Origin of the sequence: Bacillus sp. G1(2015b), assembly GCF_001482475.1 — a bacterium.
Taxonomy (GTDB): Bacteria; Bacillota; Bacilli; order Bacillales; family Bacillaceae; genus Bacillus; species Bacillus safensis.
In genome coordinates, this window is record NZ_LKIC01000004.1 from 254,835 (window position 1) to 272,719 (window position 17,885).

Below are 17,885 nucleotides of genomic sequence, written 5' to 3' on the forward strand. Positions count from 1 at the left end.
GCATATCGCAAATGCTCTTTCTGGTAAACCTCATGTAAAAAAGCTGCTCCTTTTTAGGAACAGCTTTTTTTATGGTTACGAAATTTCAATTCGTACGCCTTCTTTTATATCAGGAAACGTGTGCGGGGATGCAAATACAGCTCCTGGTAATACATCATCAAACGGCTCTTGGAAGTAGATCGAAATATGGCCGAGCTCTTTAAAGTTGTCATTTGCTTTATTGCCGAGTGCTGTGATCGTGTACGTTTGATCGCCCACTTGAATGGTTCCGCCCAGCTTCAGCGGCTCTTCTTCTAGATGTTCGAACTCATGAATGACAGACATATCTCTTAATTCCTGCGGCGCTGCGGGTCCAAATAATACAATCAGCTTATCTTCTTTAAATTGCGGGACTAAGATCCCAATTTCTTTTACGACAGATTGTGTTACCATGTATCTCGATTCCTCCTTTAATACGTTTAATACATACCGAAGCTAGCAACGTATGCGATCACAACAGATAGAACCCCTGTAATGAGACGGCTATACAAAACAGCCGGTACCCCATATTGTACCGTTTCCGGCTTCGCTTCACCAAGTGACAGCCCCACTGGAATAAAATCACACCCTACTTGACCGTTGATGGCAAATAGTGCAGGAAGTGCAAATTGAGGCGGAATGTTTCCTAGTGCGATTTGACTACCAATCAGAACGCCGATAACTTGGGCAATGACTGCTCCAGGTCCTAAGACTGGTGATAGGAACGGCAATGTACAGACCACTACGAGCAGTAAGAGCCCCCAAAGAGATCCTGCCAAAGGTGATAGAAAATGGGCAATCAGGTCACCAATTTTTGTATAATTGATAATTCCAATTAACATACTGACAAATGCCATGAATGGAATAATGTTTTTCAAAAGCATATCAACAGAATCACGGCCAGCCTGGTAGAACGTACCGGTGACTTTCCCAATTCCACGCGAGAATCTCATCAGAAAATTGCCTTTTTCCTGCCGCTCGATATTTTCCTCTTTCAGCTTTGCATACGTCTCTTTGAAATTCTCTTTGTCAATCGACTCACTGTTTTCCTGACCTTCTGCTTTTGCCTCACCATCAGATGCTTCTGCATAGGAAATATCTTTTTCTGTTACGCCTGATACGAAGATATCTTCTGTAATATGTTTAGCAAGCGGTCCAGAAGGAGAGGATGCCAAAACGTCTACAGTAGGAATGCGTTTCATTGGATAAAGTCCGATTCGCGCTGTTCCCCCGCAGTCAATGACAACACACATCATTTCATCTTCTGGTATGGAGTTTTTAAAGCCGTCACATGCTTCTGTCCCTGTCATTTCTGCAATTTTACGTGCAACCGGGTGAATGCCTCCCCCTGTAATGGAAACAACTTTTCTTCTTTTACCAGTTGGTTCAAGCTCTAAGCCTTCTCCCCATCCGCCAGCACCTTTTGCAACAAATACTTTGTGGTTTGTCATGTCTAACCCTCCCCTATTGTGAATTCGCTTTCATTTTTCCTGCTAAATATTTTGTAATCCATTCAGTAATGATTCCGCGTAGTAAAATGACGACGATCCCGACTAAGAAGTAACGAACAGCAAGCTCTGACATTGAATATCCAGCTTCTTTAATCCCGTTCGCAATTCCCAAGTAGACAAATAGTTCTCCTGCGTTGGCATACGGGAACAGTGATGTCACCGGATGAACAAATGAAACAGCTGAATCATAGAATGCTGGTTTTTGTTTTTCAGGTAAGAAGCGGCCAAACGTATAAGCCATTGGGTTTGTCAAAATAAGAACGGATAAGATCGGCATTAACGTGTAGCGCAAAATGGTATACTTCGCTGCAAACTGAATGGCTCTATTCACTCGCTCTTCTCCAATAAATTTCATGACAGCATAAGTGAAAGTAAGTAACACAACAAGCGTTGGAACGATACCTGTAACAAGACCCATGAATTGCTTTCCGCCGGCTTCAAACATTCCGATAAAGTGCTCTCCAAACCATTGAATCCATTCCATGTTTCATCTCCCCTTTCTTTAGTTCACATTTGTTATATTTTTTTTCGAAATCGAGACAAGTGCCTGCTCAGCCGCCATGGATAGTGCTTGCATGACAGCTGGCGTCTTTTTACGTTTTTTCAATGTTTTCTTCATCATGTGGTGCTCGTCCAGCACAGCCCCTACATGCTTTCCTTCATATGAAGGAACTTCTTTAAATTTAGATAAGATCGACACGCCGCCAAGCACATGACATTTTTGAATGATATACGATTCATCCACAATGATGAGCGCAATGGCCCCAGGGCCAACTTTGCGCCGTTCCATTCCTGAAAATAAGTGATATCCCTGTTTCCCTCTGTAGTCATCAATTAGTGAGTCCATGCTTTTGCGGTAATACTTGATCTGAATAAAAGATAATCCATACTGCACGATGAGAATGATACAAAGTACGATTGCTAATTTTTCCATAGCTTCACGTCCTTATGATTGAAATAAGTGATCTTGTAATGAACGCAGCTTCCAAACCGTTGTGTTTGAATCAAGCTCTACATCATCATGAGTGAGGAACTGTCCTAATTTGATGTCTTTTTTCGCTACGACTTTTCCGCTGATTAAGCCAATTGGAATATGACCGTTCGATTTCATGTCTTGATGCGTTTCAAGTACACCTCTTACGGAGTATCCGCCAATTCCGTCAAGTGATTCTCCTGCTTGAATATCTCTTTTCGCAACAGCGACTGTTTCTGACACTGGTACACCAATCGGGTGGATCGATGAGTCATGCTGTAAGACCGCTTTGGCGATGGTAACAGGTGTTTCAAGACTCGCTAAATGGAAGGGACGGTAAAGCGTGTAGTGAGGACCTTTTCCAACTTTTAAGTAACGAAGCTCTTCATCTACTGGCTCAAGATCACTCTTGACGATAACGAATACGCCTGGTGCTAGCCCATTTACATATTCAACGACTCCGAAGTTATCGAGCACGCCGCCTTGTTGTTTTTGATTCAATTTATCTGCTACATTCTCTAAATTTGCTTCGACTCCGTGCATACCGACTTTATCTGGCAAAAGCCCTGTCGCGTTACTTAATAAGTTCATTTCTGCCATTGTTTTTGTTCCGTCTTGGAAGGCAGCGAGCATATGTGCACTCATATGTTTACTATCTGCTTCTGCTTTACACGTATCTGGATTTGCTTCTGGGAAGAATGGGTTGTTCTTGCCTTTCCCAGCAACGAGCACCTCAAGTCCCATTGTTTTCGCAAATTCATATAATTCTAGTGTTGCTGCCGGTTCGTCACCAGCTGATCCAGAGTAAACAAGTCCTGCATTTGTGAATAATTTATGCATCACCAAACCGATGGTAATATCAACTTCTACATTTAAAAGAACGAGATGTTTTTTTGAATTAAGCGCTTCCAAAGAAATGTTTGCTCCGACTTCTGGAACACCTGTTGCATCTACAACTACTTCCACAAAATCTGATTGAATCACTTCTCTATAATCATTTGTGACGACCATTTGATGCGGCTTCGCATGCTGCTTGTAAAAATTCGCTGCCTTCTCTGCTGCACTAAGGTGAATATCACAAACACCTGCTACAATCATGCCAGGAATTTTAGAAATTTGTGAAATGAGTCCAAAGCCCATTTGGCCTGCCCCAATAATTCCTACTTTGATTGGATCTCCACTGCGTTCTCGAGCTAACAATTGTTGATAGATTGACATAAAAATCATCCTTTCAGGTTTTCTTGCTTCTCGGGTAGATTGCTAGAAAAATAATCTGAAACTTTTAACAAATGTTATAAAAATTAACAAAAATCTGTTCCTTGTAACATTTGTTATTTTATTTATCATTTGTTATGAACTTAGTTTATATGATGTGTCAACTTTGTGTCAAGCTAAAATCGATAAAATTTTCAATCTTTTTGAGTCTAAAGACTCAAAAAAACTACCTAATATGATTAGGTAGTTACTTTAACAAGGCATCTCCTGTTCGTTCATCCGTAATTAATACATGAATTAATCCACCTTCTAATGCTGCCCTGATCGCTTCAATTTTCTCTTCGCCTCCAGCGACACCAATGACTAGCGGGATTTCCTTCAGCTTTTGCGGGCTTATGCCCATTACCCGGTCGTTCCACGGGTGGGGATACACTTCCCCTTGATGATCAATAAAGTTATAGCAAATGTCACCCGCCACATCCTTCGCTTGAAGAATATCCTCCTCACCGCTTGTCATATAAGATTTCACCATCGTTGAATGCTGCGGAACCCCGCCAATTCCGACAACCGCAATATTTGATGATTCTCCTAGTTTAATCACTTTTTTGATTGATGGCTGCCGGATTAGTACGTCCTTCGCTTCTTTCGTATCAAGCATAACAGGCACATGTAAAAACTCACATTTAGATTTGAGTGCTTCTGTGCACCTTGCAATAATATAGTTGGCGTGGATATCAACATCTTCGTTTCCCACACCCCCGACAAGCGGAACAAATGTCACGGATGGAAAGTGCTGAACTGACGTAAGCGCTTTCGCCATTTCATGCAAAGTGGTTCCTGAGGAAAAACCGATAACTTGTCCATCCTTTATTACTTTTAACAAAAAGCCTGCCGCTGCAGCGCCGATTCGGCTTTTGGTTGTTTCTTGGCTGAGCGTTTCCACACAGACGACTTCTCGCAGCCCATATTTCCGCTCTATTTTTCTTTCTAATGATCCATATTGTTGATTCACTTCATCATGAATAATGATTTCCACGATTCCTGCTTCACGTGCTTTTGCCAAATATTTCGATATGAGCGAACGGCTAACCCCAACAGCTTCTGCTATTTTAGATTGAGTGGCGCCTTCTTCATAATACATATGCGCAACCTTTATGAGCAGCCTTCTTTCATCATGGAATGTCATAATAACCCTTCTTTCCGCTTAAGTGTTCCCTAACAAATGATATCTAAAATAACATTTGTTAAAAACAGATTAAATGAAAAAAATAACAGAGTCAATACTAGAGACGTGCTCTCTCACAAGAATGAAAAAAGCCGCACATGAAGCGGCGGCTTTAAAAGATATTTTTATTCATTTGTTTGATGGCTGCTTTTTCAAGTCTTGAGACTTGTGCTTGAGAAATCCCGATCTCTTCAGCGACTTCCATTTGCGTTTTTCCTTGGAAGAAACGTTTGCGGAGAATCATTTTTTCTCGATCATTCAATCGGCGCATTCCCTCTTTTAAGGCTAATTCCTCTACCCATTGTGTGTCTTTGTTCCGATCATCACTAATTTGATCCATCACATAAATCGGATCTCCTCCGTCATTATAAATCGGTTCAAACAAAGAAACAGGATCTTGAATCGCATCTAGGGCAAAGACAATTTCCTCATGAGGCACTTCCAGCACTTTGGCAATGTCTTCTGCCGTTGGCTCCTTGCTTGTCTCACTAATCAGCCTCTCACGGACCTGAAGCGCTTTATAGGCAATATCTCTTAGTGAACGAGACACCCGAATCGGGTTGTTATCACGCAAGTATCGACGGATTTCTCCTATGATCATAGGGACCGCATAAGTTGAAAATCTGACATTGTGGCTTAAATCAAAATTATCAATTGATTTCATTAATCCGATACAGCCTACTTGGAAGAGATCATCCACATACTCGCCTCTGTTGTTAAAACGCTGAATCACACTTAAAACCAACCGCAAATTGCCATTGACTAGCTTTTCTCTTGCTGTATCGTCACCTTCATCTTGCAGCTGTCTGAACAATTTTCTCATCTCTTCGTTTTTCAGAACAGGCAGTTTGGAGGTGTCGACTCCGCAGATTTCCACTTTATTTCTGGACACTTTTTTCCCTCCCTACAGGAGCTGTTGTACAAAGTTCAGTATCTCCTTGGGATGGAAAAATATGCACGAGTGATGATGAGAATCATGAGAAAAGAAGTTGATTCCTTTGACAGCAAAGGGACAGAGCTTTCAAAAAATTTTTTTTAGACCATTTTGTTAAATTCTTTTTGTAATCGTTTAATAATTCTTTTTTCAAGCCTCGAAATATACGATTGAGAAATTCCTAGCATGTCAGCGACATCTTTTTGGGTTTTTTCTTCGCCGCCGACCAAACCGAACCTGAGCTCCATGATCTGCTTTTCGCGGTCATTTAATTGCTCCAGCGCTTTTTTCAAAAGTTTTTTATCTACATTTGCTTCAATATCCCGCGTGATAATATCATCATCTGTTCCAAGGACGTCTGATAAAAGCAGTTCATTTCCGTCCCAATCAATATTGAGCGGCTCATCAAACGACACTTCTGAACGAATTTTATTATTCCGGCGCAAATACATCAAAATCTCATTTTCAATACATCTCGAAGCATATGTCGCGAGCTTGATCTTTTTTTCTGGGTTAAATGTATTGACCGCCTTAATCAGGCCAATGGTTCCAATACTAATTAAATCCTCTATATTAATCCCTGTGTTTTCAAATTTTCTTGCGATGTAGACCACCAACCGCAAATTTCTTTCGATCAGGATGGCTCTTGCTGTTTGATCACCTTTTGGTAATTTGACAAGCAGTTCCTGCTCTTCATCCTTTGATAATGGCGGCGGCAGCGCCTCACTACCACCAATATAATAAATCTCATCACTCTTTAGACCTAGCTTCATGAGGAGTTTATACCAGTAGTAAGTGAGTTTAAATTTTAATTTTTTCATCTTCTTCTCCCTTCTAAATGTCAAGTTGACCTCGTAAGATAAAAGACATCACCAAAACTTAAGACACCCCTTGGATGATTTTTCCGTCTAACATATCTGGATGAATGATGGATTGAAATTCCTGATCTGCTGATAAACCGCTTAGACTCATGCCTACAAAACACTTGGCTGGCTGGATCATATGTGTTTTTGAATAAATGATGACCGTATCTGGTTTTAAGCATAGAAGAAACCCGTGATCATGACCGACCGCTCGATATGGAACAAGTCTTAAACGATCAAGAAGCGGAAATCGATCATCTAGCTTTTGCATCACTTCAACAGGATGAGACTGCTTCATAAGCTCTATAAAAGGCTCTCCGCAAATGGACATGAGCTGATCGGCCTGAACAATCATCACAGGTGTTTTCGTCATAGGATCATACAGCTGATTGCCAGAATCGACGAGTCCCTTTAGCCGGATGGTCTCTCCGTGAATGTGTATCTCCACAAGTACTTGTTCATCAAACTGTCTTTTTTTCGCACCGACCTCTCCTAATCTTTTCTTTGAAAAGAGCCAAATCGCAGGAAAGCCAGTTAAAACGAAAAGCCAGCTAATGGGATCACCAAATCCATCATTTTGTGAAATCAGCAGCCCGTTTTGAATAACAGTATTGGTTTGTAAAAACGAATGAACCCCGATCATGCCTCCTCCCATCAAAAATGTGACAAAGTAAAAAGCAAACAGGTTTTGAAAAAAGGAACGAAATCTTTGAAATCCAAAAGTTGCAAGCACGATCAAGACAGAAAAAAGCAGTTTGCCTAGAGGGTGTGACACAAACATTGCAAATGGTGTAAAGAGCAAGAGAACAATGCTCGATCCAATCAGAGCTCCTAACATATATCGCCTTTTTTTTACTTGTCGTTTGAGAATAAATGCAGTGAGTAAGAGAAGCAATAGATCAAAACAAAAGTTTAACAGCCAAATCACATCTAAATAAATGACCACCTTCTGCTCCTTTCATCTGAAACAAAGAATCAAAAGCAGTACTTGCACTTGTTTGTACCAGTATAAAACAGCCATGAGATGGAAGTCTGTCAATTCTTGTTGGGGATGATAGAGAACTTTTGGTGGATTGTTATTGTTTTTGTCGAGGAATGAGAGCGCAAAGCAAGAGAGTGTTCTCCCGGACAAGCCTTCAAACAATCGTTCGAAACGAAAAAGACACGCTCCTAGGAGTCGTGCCTTTTTTCAAGGATTATTTTTCATTGATATTTAATGTGCCTGGAGCCTTTTGTCGTGTGACATTTCCATAATCATCCCGCACAATCACTTCAATGACTGCACCCTTTGCTTTGGCAGTAGAGGTAGCTGTCCAGTAGCCTTCATATGTTCCGTTAGCTACCTCGCGAAGCGGCAGCTCTGTTGTATTTTGCAGCTTTGATCTAGCGTTTGTCAGCGGCATGTGAATGACAAACGTTGCGTCTAGCTTTTCTCTGCTGTGAAATGAAATTTTAACAGACTCACCTGATGATAGATTGACATTCTCTGCTGGTGTCAGCTTTGAAATCTCAGGTGCTTCGTATTGAACATCGATATCGACTTTTTTAGTCGTTTTGTTTCCTGCTGCATCTTTCGCTGTTACTTTGATCGTATTTTTCCCGTTTTCAAGCAGTATTCTTGCAGAATATTTCCCATCTTCTATTGCTGCTTTTTTTCCATTCACAGTGACTTGATCAAGATGATCATCCGTTACCTTTCCTTCTACAGTGAGAGATTCTTTGTTAGACTTTTCCCCTTTTTTCGGTGTATCTATCGTTAACGCCGGGGCTGTTTGATCAATGATCACCTTTACTGATTTGGATTTTTTCGTTGCGCCTTTATCCGTAACAGTAGCAGCCGTGAATACATGCTCTCCGCTTGAAACTGTGACCTTCTCTTTGAAAACACCTGACTGGTCTGCTTTCACTTTGGCAACCTCTTCATCATTTTGATAGATCGCTACATCAAGACCTGGAGAGGCTTTTCCTTCAATCTCCAGTTCATCTTTGTTCGTGATCGTTCCTGCTTTTGGAGACGTTATTTCTGGTACATCTGCTTCATATTGGACAAGCGCACGAATCATATAATTTCCCTCTTCTTTTGGAGAAGGAGAAAAGGCACCGCTTGTCAGCTGCCAGCTTCTTTCAGCATTTGGTCCATCTTCATCTGTTGCAAGGCCTGGAGATTCCGTATTCTTTTTCGTTTGAATATAGACAAGGTAGAAATCTCCCTCCACCGTAATGGCTTGATCTACTAAATCTACTTTTGTCCATTCACCATTGCGCAGCGCATTCGCTTTGAAAGGTCCAGCGATTTTCTCACCTGGAGCGCCGTCCTTCCCGGACGCATCATACACTTCAACCGCAAATTCATTCCCGCCAGGGGCTGGCCACTCTGTTGTCCAGAAACGGAAAAGCCCACCTGTGACTTGCGCTTGTTTCTTCCCCTTTTCTAATGAAAATTTCACCGCCCAGCCATTGCCAGGATCATAGAACGCCCGCGCATTTTCAGCTGTTCCGTCATCGTAGCCAATTTCGCCAGCAAAACCGATGAAAGGTTCAAGCTTAATTGCTTTTTCAAGCGGCTTTTCTGTCACATCCGCTGTAAACGAATATCCTTTAAACCCTTTCGCAAATACTTTGACTGTATACACACCGCTCAATGCCTCTAGAGAAAACTCGCCAGATTCATCTGTTTTGACCGGCTCAATTTTCGCATCTTCTACAAGATAAACCGTGGCATCCTTGACTTTTTCACCCGTTGTTTCGTTTACAATTGTGCCGGAGATCGTTCGTTTCTCAAGTGGCTGCAAAGAGAAATTCGCCTCTGTCGTGTCATTTGAGGAAATATTGACTTTTTGGGTGCGTGATTCAAATCCATATGCTTCAGCTTTCACTGTAAACTCCCCTGCACCATGAGAAAGCTGATATCTCCCTGTCGCTTCATCTGTGTACGTGGACTTGCCGCTTTCAAGAACGCTGATTTCTGCCTTCATCGGAAGAGCTTTGATAGACGGAGCATCTAAGCTTTTTTCCTTTTTCATCTGGACATGTTTTTCTTTTATTTTAGCAGGCTTTGCCCTTTTTGGATCGACGGGTTTCTTCTGCTCCTGTGCAGGCTTTTCTTTTTTGATGATGCCAAGTTGTTTCTTTGCCTTTTGAGGCAGAGCTTGATCTGTTATTTTCACATCATCTAAATAAAAACCGTCTTTTGTCACACTGCCATCCGTTCTGAGCTGAAAAATAACCCTCACATTTTGACCTTTGTAGGCCGATAAATCAACTTCTCCTTTTGTCCATGCACTTGTTTTACCTGTATAGGCTGCCACCTGGACAGCATCTTCCCCCTCAGGCTGCACATGAATATGCACATAGTCATAATTTGCTTCAAGGTCATGCCAGTATTGATATTGTAAAAAGGAGGAGCCTGACTCAGGTACAGCAATCATCGGCATGGATAAATGAGCATCTGTTTGATTTTCATAAGGACTGTCTAGGTTCGTGGCGTAGACATGATCTCCAGTAAAGGCTTGTTTCGGACCTGTGGTCGGCTTTCCCCACTGCCAAGGATCTTTTGTTCCACCACTGAACCATCCACTAGGCCACGCTTCAAAATCTTGCGAGTAGCCAGTCGTGATGGATGTTTTAATCGGAAGCGTATACGGTTCTGATGCGGCTTCATTTTCTCCAAAATCTTTCACAATCCATCGGTACGTGACGTTTTCTCCCTCAAGTTCTGGCAGCTGGACAACATATGTCCCCTTTAAATGATTTCCATCCGTACGTTTTGCTTGCAGCGTCTCCCTTTTCCCTTGATCCACTTGATAGCTCAAGGAGACATTTGTCACAGCTACTTCATCTTCGGCTGTGATGCTTAGAGGAGTTGGCGTAGAGGCAAAAATTTCATTCGGTCCTTTATGAGAAAAAACAGGTGGTTCTGTATCTTCTCCTTCTTTTGTTACCTGTCCTTCAATCTTGCCAATTCCATCTGTTAATGCTGTGATCGCCTCTCTTGCATCAACTAATCCTGCCCCATAGCCATTGTTAGGGGATTCCGGGAATTGCTGATCTGTCAGCGGTTTTGCAGTATCAATGAGAATTTCTTCGATCTCTTCCACAGACAGATCTGACTGTACTTGGCGAAGAAGAGCCACAACAGCTGAAACATGCGGACCTGCCATCGAGGTTCCATTCCAGCCATCCTCATACCCTTTTCCAGGTATAGAAGAACGAATGTTTACCCCTGGGGCCGCAATATCTGGTTTCATGACGCCATATGGAGAGGGACCTTGCAAAGAGAAAGAACCCAATTTGTTGTTTTGATCTGTTGCACCCGTCGCAAAGGCTTCTGGATAGTTCGCAGGATTTGCAATAGATCCCTCACCGCCAGGGTTAAATAAATCCGTATTACCAGCTGAAAACTCTGGGAAGATGTCTGCCGCTCTCCAAGCATTGACCACATCTTTATACCAATCATCAAGACCAGGCCCGCCGCCCCAAGAATTATTCACTACGTCAGGTGCCTTTTCCGGATGAGGGTTCCCATTTTCATCTTTTGGGGCTAAAATCCATTCACCTGCGTCAAGCAGATCAGCATCTGATCCACCATCTTCTGAGAAAGCTTTCACCGCAATCCATTTTGCACCTGGTGCGACGCCAATTTGATTCTCTCCATTTGGCTCAGAGCCAACCATCGTTCCCGTCACATGTGTACCATGCTCTAAATCATCGTATGGCGTTTCAGAACCTGTCGTTGCATCGTACCAATTGAATTCATGTGAAGGTTCATTCGGACGTGCAGGATCAAATCCGCGGTACTTTTCTTTTAATGCAGGATGATCCCATTCCACACCTGTATCAATACTTGCCACAACGGTACCAGTACCGTCATAGCCTAAAGCCCATGCTTCCGGGGCATGAACTTGAGAAATATTCCACTCGATTCCATCTGCTGCTTTGATTTGTTTGTTCGGCTTTGAAGTCTTCAAATCAACAGGACGATGAATTTGACGGATTTCATTTGGCAGTACTTGATCTACTTCTGGGAAGGAAGCAACCTTTTCCATGACTTCTTTCGTTCCCGTCACAGCGAGACCATTCACAATATAGTACGAATGAATATCCTTCACTTGCTTTTTCTTTTGTGCCTTTTGTAAATAAGCAAGCAGCGCTTCCTGCGTCTCTTCAGATGTTGCTCTTAGTTCTGATACAACAGCTGATCTTTTTGTGTACTGCGTTTTAGCAGCTGTTAACTTCTGTTTTTTGGCTTTTGACACAGCATCCTTCGCCACTTTTTTGACATTTGTTTGTTCCTTCATTTTGACTAAAAAGGTCACCTTGTCTTCTTGTTGAAACTGTTTCATTAATCTAGATGAGATCTTGGCTTTTGTTTTCTTGGAGGAAACAGCTTCCTCTTGATATGAGGTAGAAGTCGATTTTGCTTGAACCATCCCAAAGCTTGTCATCGTTAAAGTACCAATCACCAAAAGACTCATCAAACGATAGCCGGCGGTTTTGCGAAACTTCACTTTCAATCAAATCCCTCCTCCTCAAATGGTCAAACAGAGTGCGGGTCTCACTCCTCCCTTTCCTTTGTTCATGACAAGATTCATGGTGTTCTATTTAATGTAGTCAAATAAAGATCATCATTTTGTCGCTTTTTGTAATAGGATTTAAAAATGATTCTTTTTACTTAATCACCCTAAGCCAAAATACATATGTTGAATGAAGTGACCCAGACACATTCAAGACTTTTTATTCAGACGAGATGCTGGTTTCTTTATATATGAGACATGAAAAAATCCCCTTCCAATGGAAGGGGATGAGTAATACTTGATTAGCGTTTATTACGATTGCGCAAGAACGTTGGGATATCCAGCGTATCATCGCTTGATTGTGTATTTTGTCTCGGCTGAGATGATGGCTGCTGATGCTCCTCACGTTTCACTTCACGCTTTTGAGGAATGGATTGATTTTGCTTTAATCCTTGTCCTAATGGATTTCTTTGTGGTTTTGTCACCTCTGGCTCTTGCTCAATAAATCCAGTTGCGATCACGGTTACCACAATTTCATCCTTCAAGTTATCATTAATGACAGACCCGAAAATCATGTTTACATCTTCGTCAGATGCAGAAGCAACAATGTCCGCTGCTTCTTGTACCTCATAAAGGCTTAGGTTCGTACCACCAGTAATATTCATGATGACACCTTGTGCACCATCGATTGCCGTTTCCAGAAGCGGTGAAGAAATAGCTTTCTTCGCAGCTTCAGCAGCACGATTTTCACCTGTTGCGACACCAATACCCATAAGAGCAGAACCTTTATTAGACATGATCGTTTTCACGTCAGCAAAGTCAAGGTTGATTAAACCTGGTGTAGCAATAAGATCTGAGATCCCTTGAACACCTTGTCGTAGTACGTTATCTGCTGCACGGAATGCTTCAAGCATTGGCGTGTTTTTATCAACAATTTCAAGCAAGCGATCGTTTGGAATCACAATTAATGTGTCAACTGCTTCTTTCATAGAAGCAATTCCTTCTACTGCTTGAAGCTGACGTTTTCTTCCTTCAAATGTGAAAGGACGAGTCACGACTCCAACTGTCAATGCACCAGAATCTTTTGCGATTTTTGCAATGACAGGTGCAGCACCCGTACCAGTTCCACCGCCCATACCAGCAGTAACAAAGACCATGTCTGCGCCTTTTAATACTTCTTCAATCTGTTCTTTGCTTTCCTCAGCAGCTTTTTTACCGACTTCAGGATTCGCACCTGCTCCAAGCCCTCTTGTCAGCTTAGCACCGATTTGCATTTTCGTTTCTGCTTTTGATAGATTTAACGCCTGTGCATCTGTATTAACTGCAATGAAATCGACACCTTGTACGTCATTTTCGATCATTCGGTTGACAGCGTTATTTCCGCCTCCACCTACTCCGATTACTTTAATTGATGCTAGGCCGTCTATATTTGTTTCAAACTCCAACATGCTGAATCCTCCTAATCCGTCGAAAATCTAATTCTATTCCCAGAACATATTAAATAGTTTTTTCATTTTGCCCGGTTTTTTATTTGTCTCTTCTTGTGCTTTTTGTTTTACTTTCGGTCTTGGCTGCGCTTCTTTCACTTGTGGTGCAGAAGAAACCGGCTCCATGGATGCGCCTACTTCATGAAACGCCTCATCCGGCATTTGGAATCCAACCTGTCTGCCCTGAATCTTTGCATTGCGATAAGCAAAGTGGATCAGACCCACTCCTGTCATATACTGAGGTTCTCTCACCCCAATATAATTCGGACTTGCAATTCTAACATTGTTTTGCAAGACCGTTTGTGCAAGAGAAAGGATACCTGGTATAGCTGCCTGTCCACCTGTTAGAACGAATCCGCCAGGCAAATCATGGACACCCATATTTCTTAATTCCTCTGCCACAAAGAGCAAGATTTCTTCCAGCCGAGCTTCGATGATATTAGCCGCTTCAAGCTGTGTATACGTCTGTTTCTGATCGGTACCGATGACAGAAACTTCAAATGTTTCATCAGACGATGCCTCATCATAAAACGCATGTCCAAATTGTTTTTTGATTCGTTCAGCTTCTTCAGTAGAAGTTCTAAGTCCTATAGACAAATCTTTTGTAATGTTCTCTCCGCCCAAAGGGATACTGTGAGTAGAATAGAGATGCCCGTTTTCAAATACGGAAATCGTTGTAGATCCGCCGCCAATATCAACGAGAGCTACCCCTAGATTTTTTTCATCTTTCGATAATGCTGCTGAGCCCGATGCGAGCGGCTGCAAGCAAATATCCATAATTTCAATTCCAGCTCTCTCTACACATCGGAGCCAGTTATGTAGAATCGTTTTAGAACCTGTAATTAACGATCCATCCACCTCTAGCCGAACACCAAGCATTTTTTTCGGATCAGTGATCTCATCTCTTCCGTCGACGATAAATTGCCTCGGGATGACGTCTACGACGAGATGTTCTTGAGGAATAGATACTACCTGTGCAGCATCTAAGACACGTCTCACATCTTCAGCATGTATTTCTTTGTTTTCACTAGATACTGCGACCACGCCGCTCGTATTCTGAATATGAATGTGGTTTCCGTTAATTCCGACAATCGCCTTTTGTAAAGGAAAACCTACCATTCTTTCAGCCTGTTCAAATGCTTGTCTAATAGAATGAACTGTCTCATCTATATCAACAATCGATCCTTTTTTTAACCCTTCTGAAGGGACATTTCCAACACCTATAATGTTAAGCGAATCATCCGCCATTTCTCCGACGATGACTTTAATATTGGATGTACCGATGTCAAGGCTGACGTAAATTTCATTGTTGTTCATTCTATGGCACCTCCTCACATATCAATACTTTCTATTCTATTATTTGCTGAACAACAATACAATGAATGTGTTTTTACAAGTGTGTAACAAAACTTAAAAAATCAACATTTTTTATTAGGATTACTGAAAATATTCGTTACATCATATGTATATCCTTTTTTATGACTCACTTTTTTTCTTTTTTTCTCTAGAAATTGTCCATTTAGTTAGTAGAATTCTTCGAATAACTGCTATATTTTGAAACAATCTAACGCCGAAAGCAAACATTCCGACTAAATACAAGTCTACACCAAGATGGACGCCCAGAAAAGCTAAACTTATTGCAAGTATAATATTAAAAAAGAAGCCTGATACAAACACTAGTTCATCGTATGCCCCTTGCAGATGTGCCCTGATTCCACCAATCAATGTATCAAGTGCAGCAAGTACAGCGAGGGAAAGATAATTAGAATACTCATTCGGTATCGTAAAATTTGTTAAGAAACCGATCGCAACTCCTATGATTAAGCCAAGTACAGGAAGCCACATTAAGATTTCCCCTCCTTTACATCGTCAAGAGGCTTCAACTCGTTTACCTGAATTGCACCGTCATATGCTTTTAATTGTATTTGTTGCTTTGGCTGGCTAATACTCAAGCCGAAATTTTCCTGAGCAAACAAATCAGCAATATCTGATACATTTAAACGGCTGTATAATTTGTCGGCCTGGTCGCTGATCATCTTGATGGTCACTTCATCACCATCTAAGCTGTAGCCATCCATTTTTGTCGTGCCATTAATATCTCGAATCACACTAGTATTAATCACACGGTGGTCATTAATGGAAATATGCTTTGCCCCATACATATTGGCTTCGTTGATTAGCTTTTTCAGAAGATCAGGCGGGATATTTTTCACTTCTTCTCCAGTCAGATCCTTTGAGAAGAGCTGAGAGATATCAACTTCAATTCCCTCTCCTGTCACTTCTGTAAAACCAGCCTTTTCTTTTAAATCTTTTAATGTTTTTGTTAGTTGAGCTTCTTTTGATTGATCACCTTGATGACCATACTTTTTCAGCATTTCATCATATTTATCAATTTCTTTCAGTAAATCCAATTCTTTACTTTTAGATGCAGATAAATCCTCTCTTAGCTCCCACACATCGCGAGTATCACGAACTTTGGGCTTTTGCAATGAGTTAAATTGGATGGAGACCATGATGCCGAATATCACCATTAAGACTGTCAAACTAAGTAAAGGCTTCTTTTTCCTCAACACCACTCACCTTTTCACTTTTAATCTTTGTGTTTTAAAAGAGGATTCATACGAATATCCTTTTTTTCAATCGTCATCGAAATATGATCACTTGTCAGCTGATCGACCACTCCTCCTGCAATATTTAATGCAGGTATTAACACAGCCGGATCACCGATAGCAGAAATGACAAACGGCGCTGGATGCTGAACACCGTCAACTGTGACAACTGGGCCGTTGCAATGTATGTATGATTGGTGTGTAATTCTCTGTCCGTTAATAGATACGGCAGAGGCCCCTGATATAAACAGTTCGTTTATCACATGAAAAATGTGGCTCTCATGAACAATGTAATTATTGACATTTTGTCCACTCGGGATATAAGATGCATCTTCAAGGGATACTTTTACCCCTTTTCCTTTTACGCCGATCTCTCCTGTAAACATCCTGTATTTCTCAACATCTTCCAATACATTAAAATACTGCTCTTTTTCATTTTTCAAATTGGACTCAGTGGCTTGAACCTGTGATTGAAGGCTGTATAATTCTTTTTCAAGTTTCTGATTCGCCTTTTCTTGCTTTGTCAGCTGACTTTTCAAGGAGTATTCTTTTTTCCATTGCTCTGTGCGAATGACCTCTGCCTGATGCTGCTTAGTATATTGGTATGAAAAAGAAATCAGAAAACCAAGAACAAGCATTACAATTGAGAATATAACTGTTTTGCCTCTCAACGTTCATCTTCCTTTTTCTTAGATTTAAACGCTTCAAAATACGTCGCGACTTCCATATGGATTGTGCCTTTTTCAGAAGGTGAAAGTTCTTTTACAATGGCAGGATAGGTTTCCATTTTATCAGCGAATGTTTTAATTGATGCAATCACAGTGTTCCCATCATTCATATAAAATTTAACGAGCCATTGGTTTGAGCTTGTCGGCACATAATATATTTCCGAGATGAGTTCCTGAATAGAGGCTGGCAGCTGATTTAAAGATCTTACAGTTTGCTTCAGCTTCTCTTTATTGTCCCAATCCACAAAAATAGGTCCTGCATGACTTGGTGTGACTTCTTCTGGTAATGCTGTCCCATTTTCAAGAAGCTCATAGTATAGATTTCCCTTTTGAAGATACGCAATATTGGCATATTCTTTGACAGCAATACTGACCTTATTTGGAAAATGTTTTTTGATACTGACACTTTTAATCAGTTTGTTTTGTTTAATATGATCTGCTGTTAAATCTTTATTTAAATTCCAAAACTCTGTTTCGCCTTCTTTGATTTGAGAAAGTTTCACAAGCTGTTTTGTAGGGACATGCTCGTTACCCGTAATAGTTAAAGAAGAAATTTTACTGATTGGTGTCTGCAAATAAATAATGATTAAAACCATGATAAAAAACAGTAGAATAAAAGAGATTAGTCTCCGGTTCGCTTTCTGCTTCCTTTGTTCTTTAATTTTAGGAATTCGTTCTTCTATATTGACGATCTTTTCATTTTCATGATCAGGTCGCATGTATATTCTTCACCCCATTCAAAGCTGCTTGTCCACACCTTTGGGTCATCATTTTGATGAGAAAACAAACGGCATTCTTTCATGCCGTTT

General features: G+C 41.1%; 16 protein-coding genes. All 16 read right to left on the bottom strand.

The features are described 5' to 3' along the window. Positions 1–75 precede the first annotated feature (75 nt). The 16 genes from AMR95_RS04865 to AMR95_RS04940 all read right to left on the bottom strand — a co-directional run bounded on the left by AMR95_RS04865 (position 76) and on the right by AMR95_RS04940 (position 17,795). Positions 76–432 carry a PTS glucitol/sorbitol transporter subunit IIA gene (locus tag AMR95_RS04865; protein ID WP_007499733.1) on the bottom strand — a complete coding sequence of 119 codons (357 nt, stop codon included), beginning with the start codon at positions 430–432 and terminating at the stop codon, positions 76–78. Between the two features lie 26 nt (positions 433–458). Continuing rightward, positions 459–1,469, bottom strand: a complete 1,011-nt coding sequence (srlE, locus tag AMR95_RS04870; RefSeq protein WP_024426936.1) for a PTS glucitol/sorbitol transporter subunit IIB — start codon at positions 1,467–1,469, stop codon at positions 459–461. Between the two features lie 13 nt (positions 1,470–1,482). Beyond that, positions 1,483–2,013 carry a PTS glucitol/sorbitol transporter subunit IIC gene (gene srlA, locus AMR95_RS04875; protein ID WP_003210918.1) on the bottom strand — a complete coding sequence of 177 codons (531 nt, stop codon included), beginning with the start codon at positions 2,011–2,013 and terminating at the stop codon, positions 1,483–1,485. A gap of 18 nt (positions 2,014–2,031) precedes the next feature. Beyond that, positions 2,032–2,463, bottom strand: a complete 432-nt coding sequence (locus AMR95_RS04880) for a transcriptional regulator GutM (protein ID WP_039178369.1) — start codon at positions 2,461–2,463, stop codon at positions 2,032–2,034. A gap of 12 nt (positions 2,464–2,475) precedes the next feature. Further along, positions 2,476–3,720, bottom strand: coding sequence for an NAD(P)H-dependent oxidoreductase (locus AMR95_RS04885; RefSeq protein WP_039178366.1), 1,245 nt, complete (start codon positions 3,718–3,720; stop codon positions 2,476–2,478). Positions 3,721–3,964: 244 nt separating this feature from the next. Then, positions 3,965–4,903: a sugar-binding transcriptional regulator gene (locus tag AMR95_RS04890; RefSeq protein ID WP_039178363.1), complete on the bottom strand. Its 939-nt coding sequence runs from the start codon at positions 4,901–4,903 to the stop codon at positions 3,965–3,967. A gap of 151 nt (positions 4,904–5,054) precedes the next feature. Continuing rightward, positions 5,055–5,834 (bottom strand): RNA polymerase sporulation sigma factor SigG, encoded by a 780-nt coding sequence (gene sigG / locus AMR95_RS04895; RefSeq protein WP_024424250.1) that lies wholly within the window; start codon positions 5,832–5,834, stop codon positions 5,055–5,057. 143 nt (positions 5,835–5,977) lie between these two features. Further along, positions 5,978–6,697, bottom strand: a complete 720-nt coding sequence (sigE, locus tag AMR95_RS04900) for an RNA polymerase sporulation sigma factor SigE (protein WP_007499746.1) — start codon at positions 6,695–6,697, stop codon at positions 5,978–5,980. Positions 6,698–6,755: 58 nt separating this feature from the next. After that, positions 6,756–7,685 (bottom strand): sigma-E processing peptidase SpoIIGA, encoded by a 930-nt coding sequence (gene spoIIGA / locus AMR95_RS04905; RefSeq protein ID WP_039178359.1) that lies wholly within the window; start codon positions 7,683–7,685, stop codon positions 6,756–6,758. A gap of 250 nt (positions 7,686–7,935) precedes the next feature. After that, a complete protein-coding gene (locus AMR95_RS04910; RefSeq protein WP_058837739.1) occupies positions 7,936–12,252 on the bottom strand; it encodes a S8 family peptidase in 4,317 nt (1,438 codons plus the stop codon). 302 nt (positions 12,253–12,554) lie between these two features. Continuing rightward, positions 12,555–13,700, bottom strand: a complete 1,146-nt coding sequence (gene ftsZ, locus AMR95_RS04915) for a cell division protein FtsZ (protein WP_024424252.1) — start codon at positions 13,698–13,700, stop codon at positions 12,555–12,557. A gap of 33 nt (positions 13,701–13,733) precedes the next feature. Next, positions 13,734–15,056 (bottom strand): cell division protein FtsA, encoded by a 1,323-nt coding sequence (gene ftsA / locus AMR95_RS04920; RefSeq protein ID WP_039178353.1) that lies wholly within the window; start codon positions 15,054–15,056, stop codon positions 13,734–13,736. 159 nt (positions 15,057–15,215) lie between these two features. Then, on the bottom strand, positions 15,216–15,584 hold the full coding sequence (locus AMR95_RS04925) for a small basic family protein (RefSeq protein WP_003210988.1): 369 nt from the start codon (positions 15,582–15,584) through the stop codon (positions 15,216–15,218). After that, on the bottom strand, positions 15,584–16,309 hold the full coding sequence (locus AMR95_RS04930) for a DUF881 domain-containing protein (RefSeq protein ID WP_058837740.1): 726 nt from the start codon (positions 16,307–16,309) through the stop codon (positions 15,584–15,586). The genes AMR95_RS04925 and AMR95_RS04930 overlap by 1 nt, the downstream gene beginning before the upstream one ends. A 20-nt stretch (positions 16,310–16,329) precedes the next feature. After that, positions 16,330–17,019 carry a DUF881 domain-containing protein gene (locus AMR95_RS04935; RefSeq protein WP_039178348.1) on the bottom strand — a complete coding sequence of 230 codons (690 nt, stop codon included), beginning with the start codon at positions 17,017–17,019 and terminating at the stop codon, positions 16,330–16,332. Then, the gene (locus AMR95_RS04940; protein ID WP_039178345.1) at positions 17,016–17,795 is read right to left on the bottom strand and encodes a cell division protein FtsQ/DivIB; all 780 of its coding nucleotides are present in this window, start codon (positions 17,793–17,795) and stop codon (positions 17,016–17,018) included. Before AMR95_RS04940 ends, AMR95_RS04935 begins: the two co-directional genes overlap by 4 nt. Positions 17,796–17,885: the final 90 nt, after the last annotated feature.

Excerpts from the sequence above, each read along its gene's own strand:
- AMR95_RS04865 (WP_007499733.1), bottom strand. The coding sequence starts at position 432 with ATGGTAACACAATCTGTCGTAAAAGAAATTGGGATCTTAGTCCCGCAA.
- srlE (WP_024426936.1), bottom strand. The coding sequence starts at position 1,469 with ATGACAAACCACAAAGTATTTGTTGCAAAAGGTGCTGGCGGATGGGGA.
- srlA (WP_003210918.1), bottom strand. The coding sequence starts at position 2,013 with ATGGAATGGATTCAATGGTTTGGAGAGCACTTTATCGGAATGTTTGAA.
- AMR95_RS04880 (WP_039178369.1), bottom strand. The coding sequence starts at position 2,463 with ATGGAAAAATTAGCAATCGTACTTTGTATCATTCTCATCGTGCAGTAT.
- AMR95_RS04885 (WP_039178366.1), bottom strand. The coding sequence starts at position 3,720 with ATGTCAATCTATCAACAATTGTTAGCTCGAGAACGCAGTGGAGATCCA.
- AMR95_RS04890 (WP_039178363.1), bottom strand. The coding sequence starts at position 4,903 with ATGACATTCCATGATGAAAGAAGGCTGCTCATAAAGGTTGCGCATATG.
- sigE (WP_007499746.1), bottom strand. The coding sequence starts at position 6,697 with ATGAAAAAATTAAAATTTAAACTCACTTACTACTGGTATAAACTCCTC.
- ftsZ (WP_024424252.1), bottom strand. The coding sequence starts at position 13,700 with ATGTTGGAGTTTGAAACAAATATAGACGGCCTAGCATCAATTAAAGTA.
- ftsA (WP_039178353.1), bottom strand. The coding sequence starts at position 15,056 with ATGAACAACAATGAAATTTACGTCAGCCTTGACATCGGTACATCCAAT.
- AMR95_RS04925 (WP_003210988.1), bottom strand. The coding sequence starts at position 15,584 with ATGTGGCTTCCTGTACTTGGCTTAATCATAGGAGTTGCGATCGGTTTC.
- AMR95_RS04940 (WP_039178345.1), bottom strand. The coding sequence starts at position 17,795 with ATGCGACCTGATCATGAAAATGAAAAGATCGTCAATATAGAAGAACGA.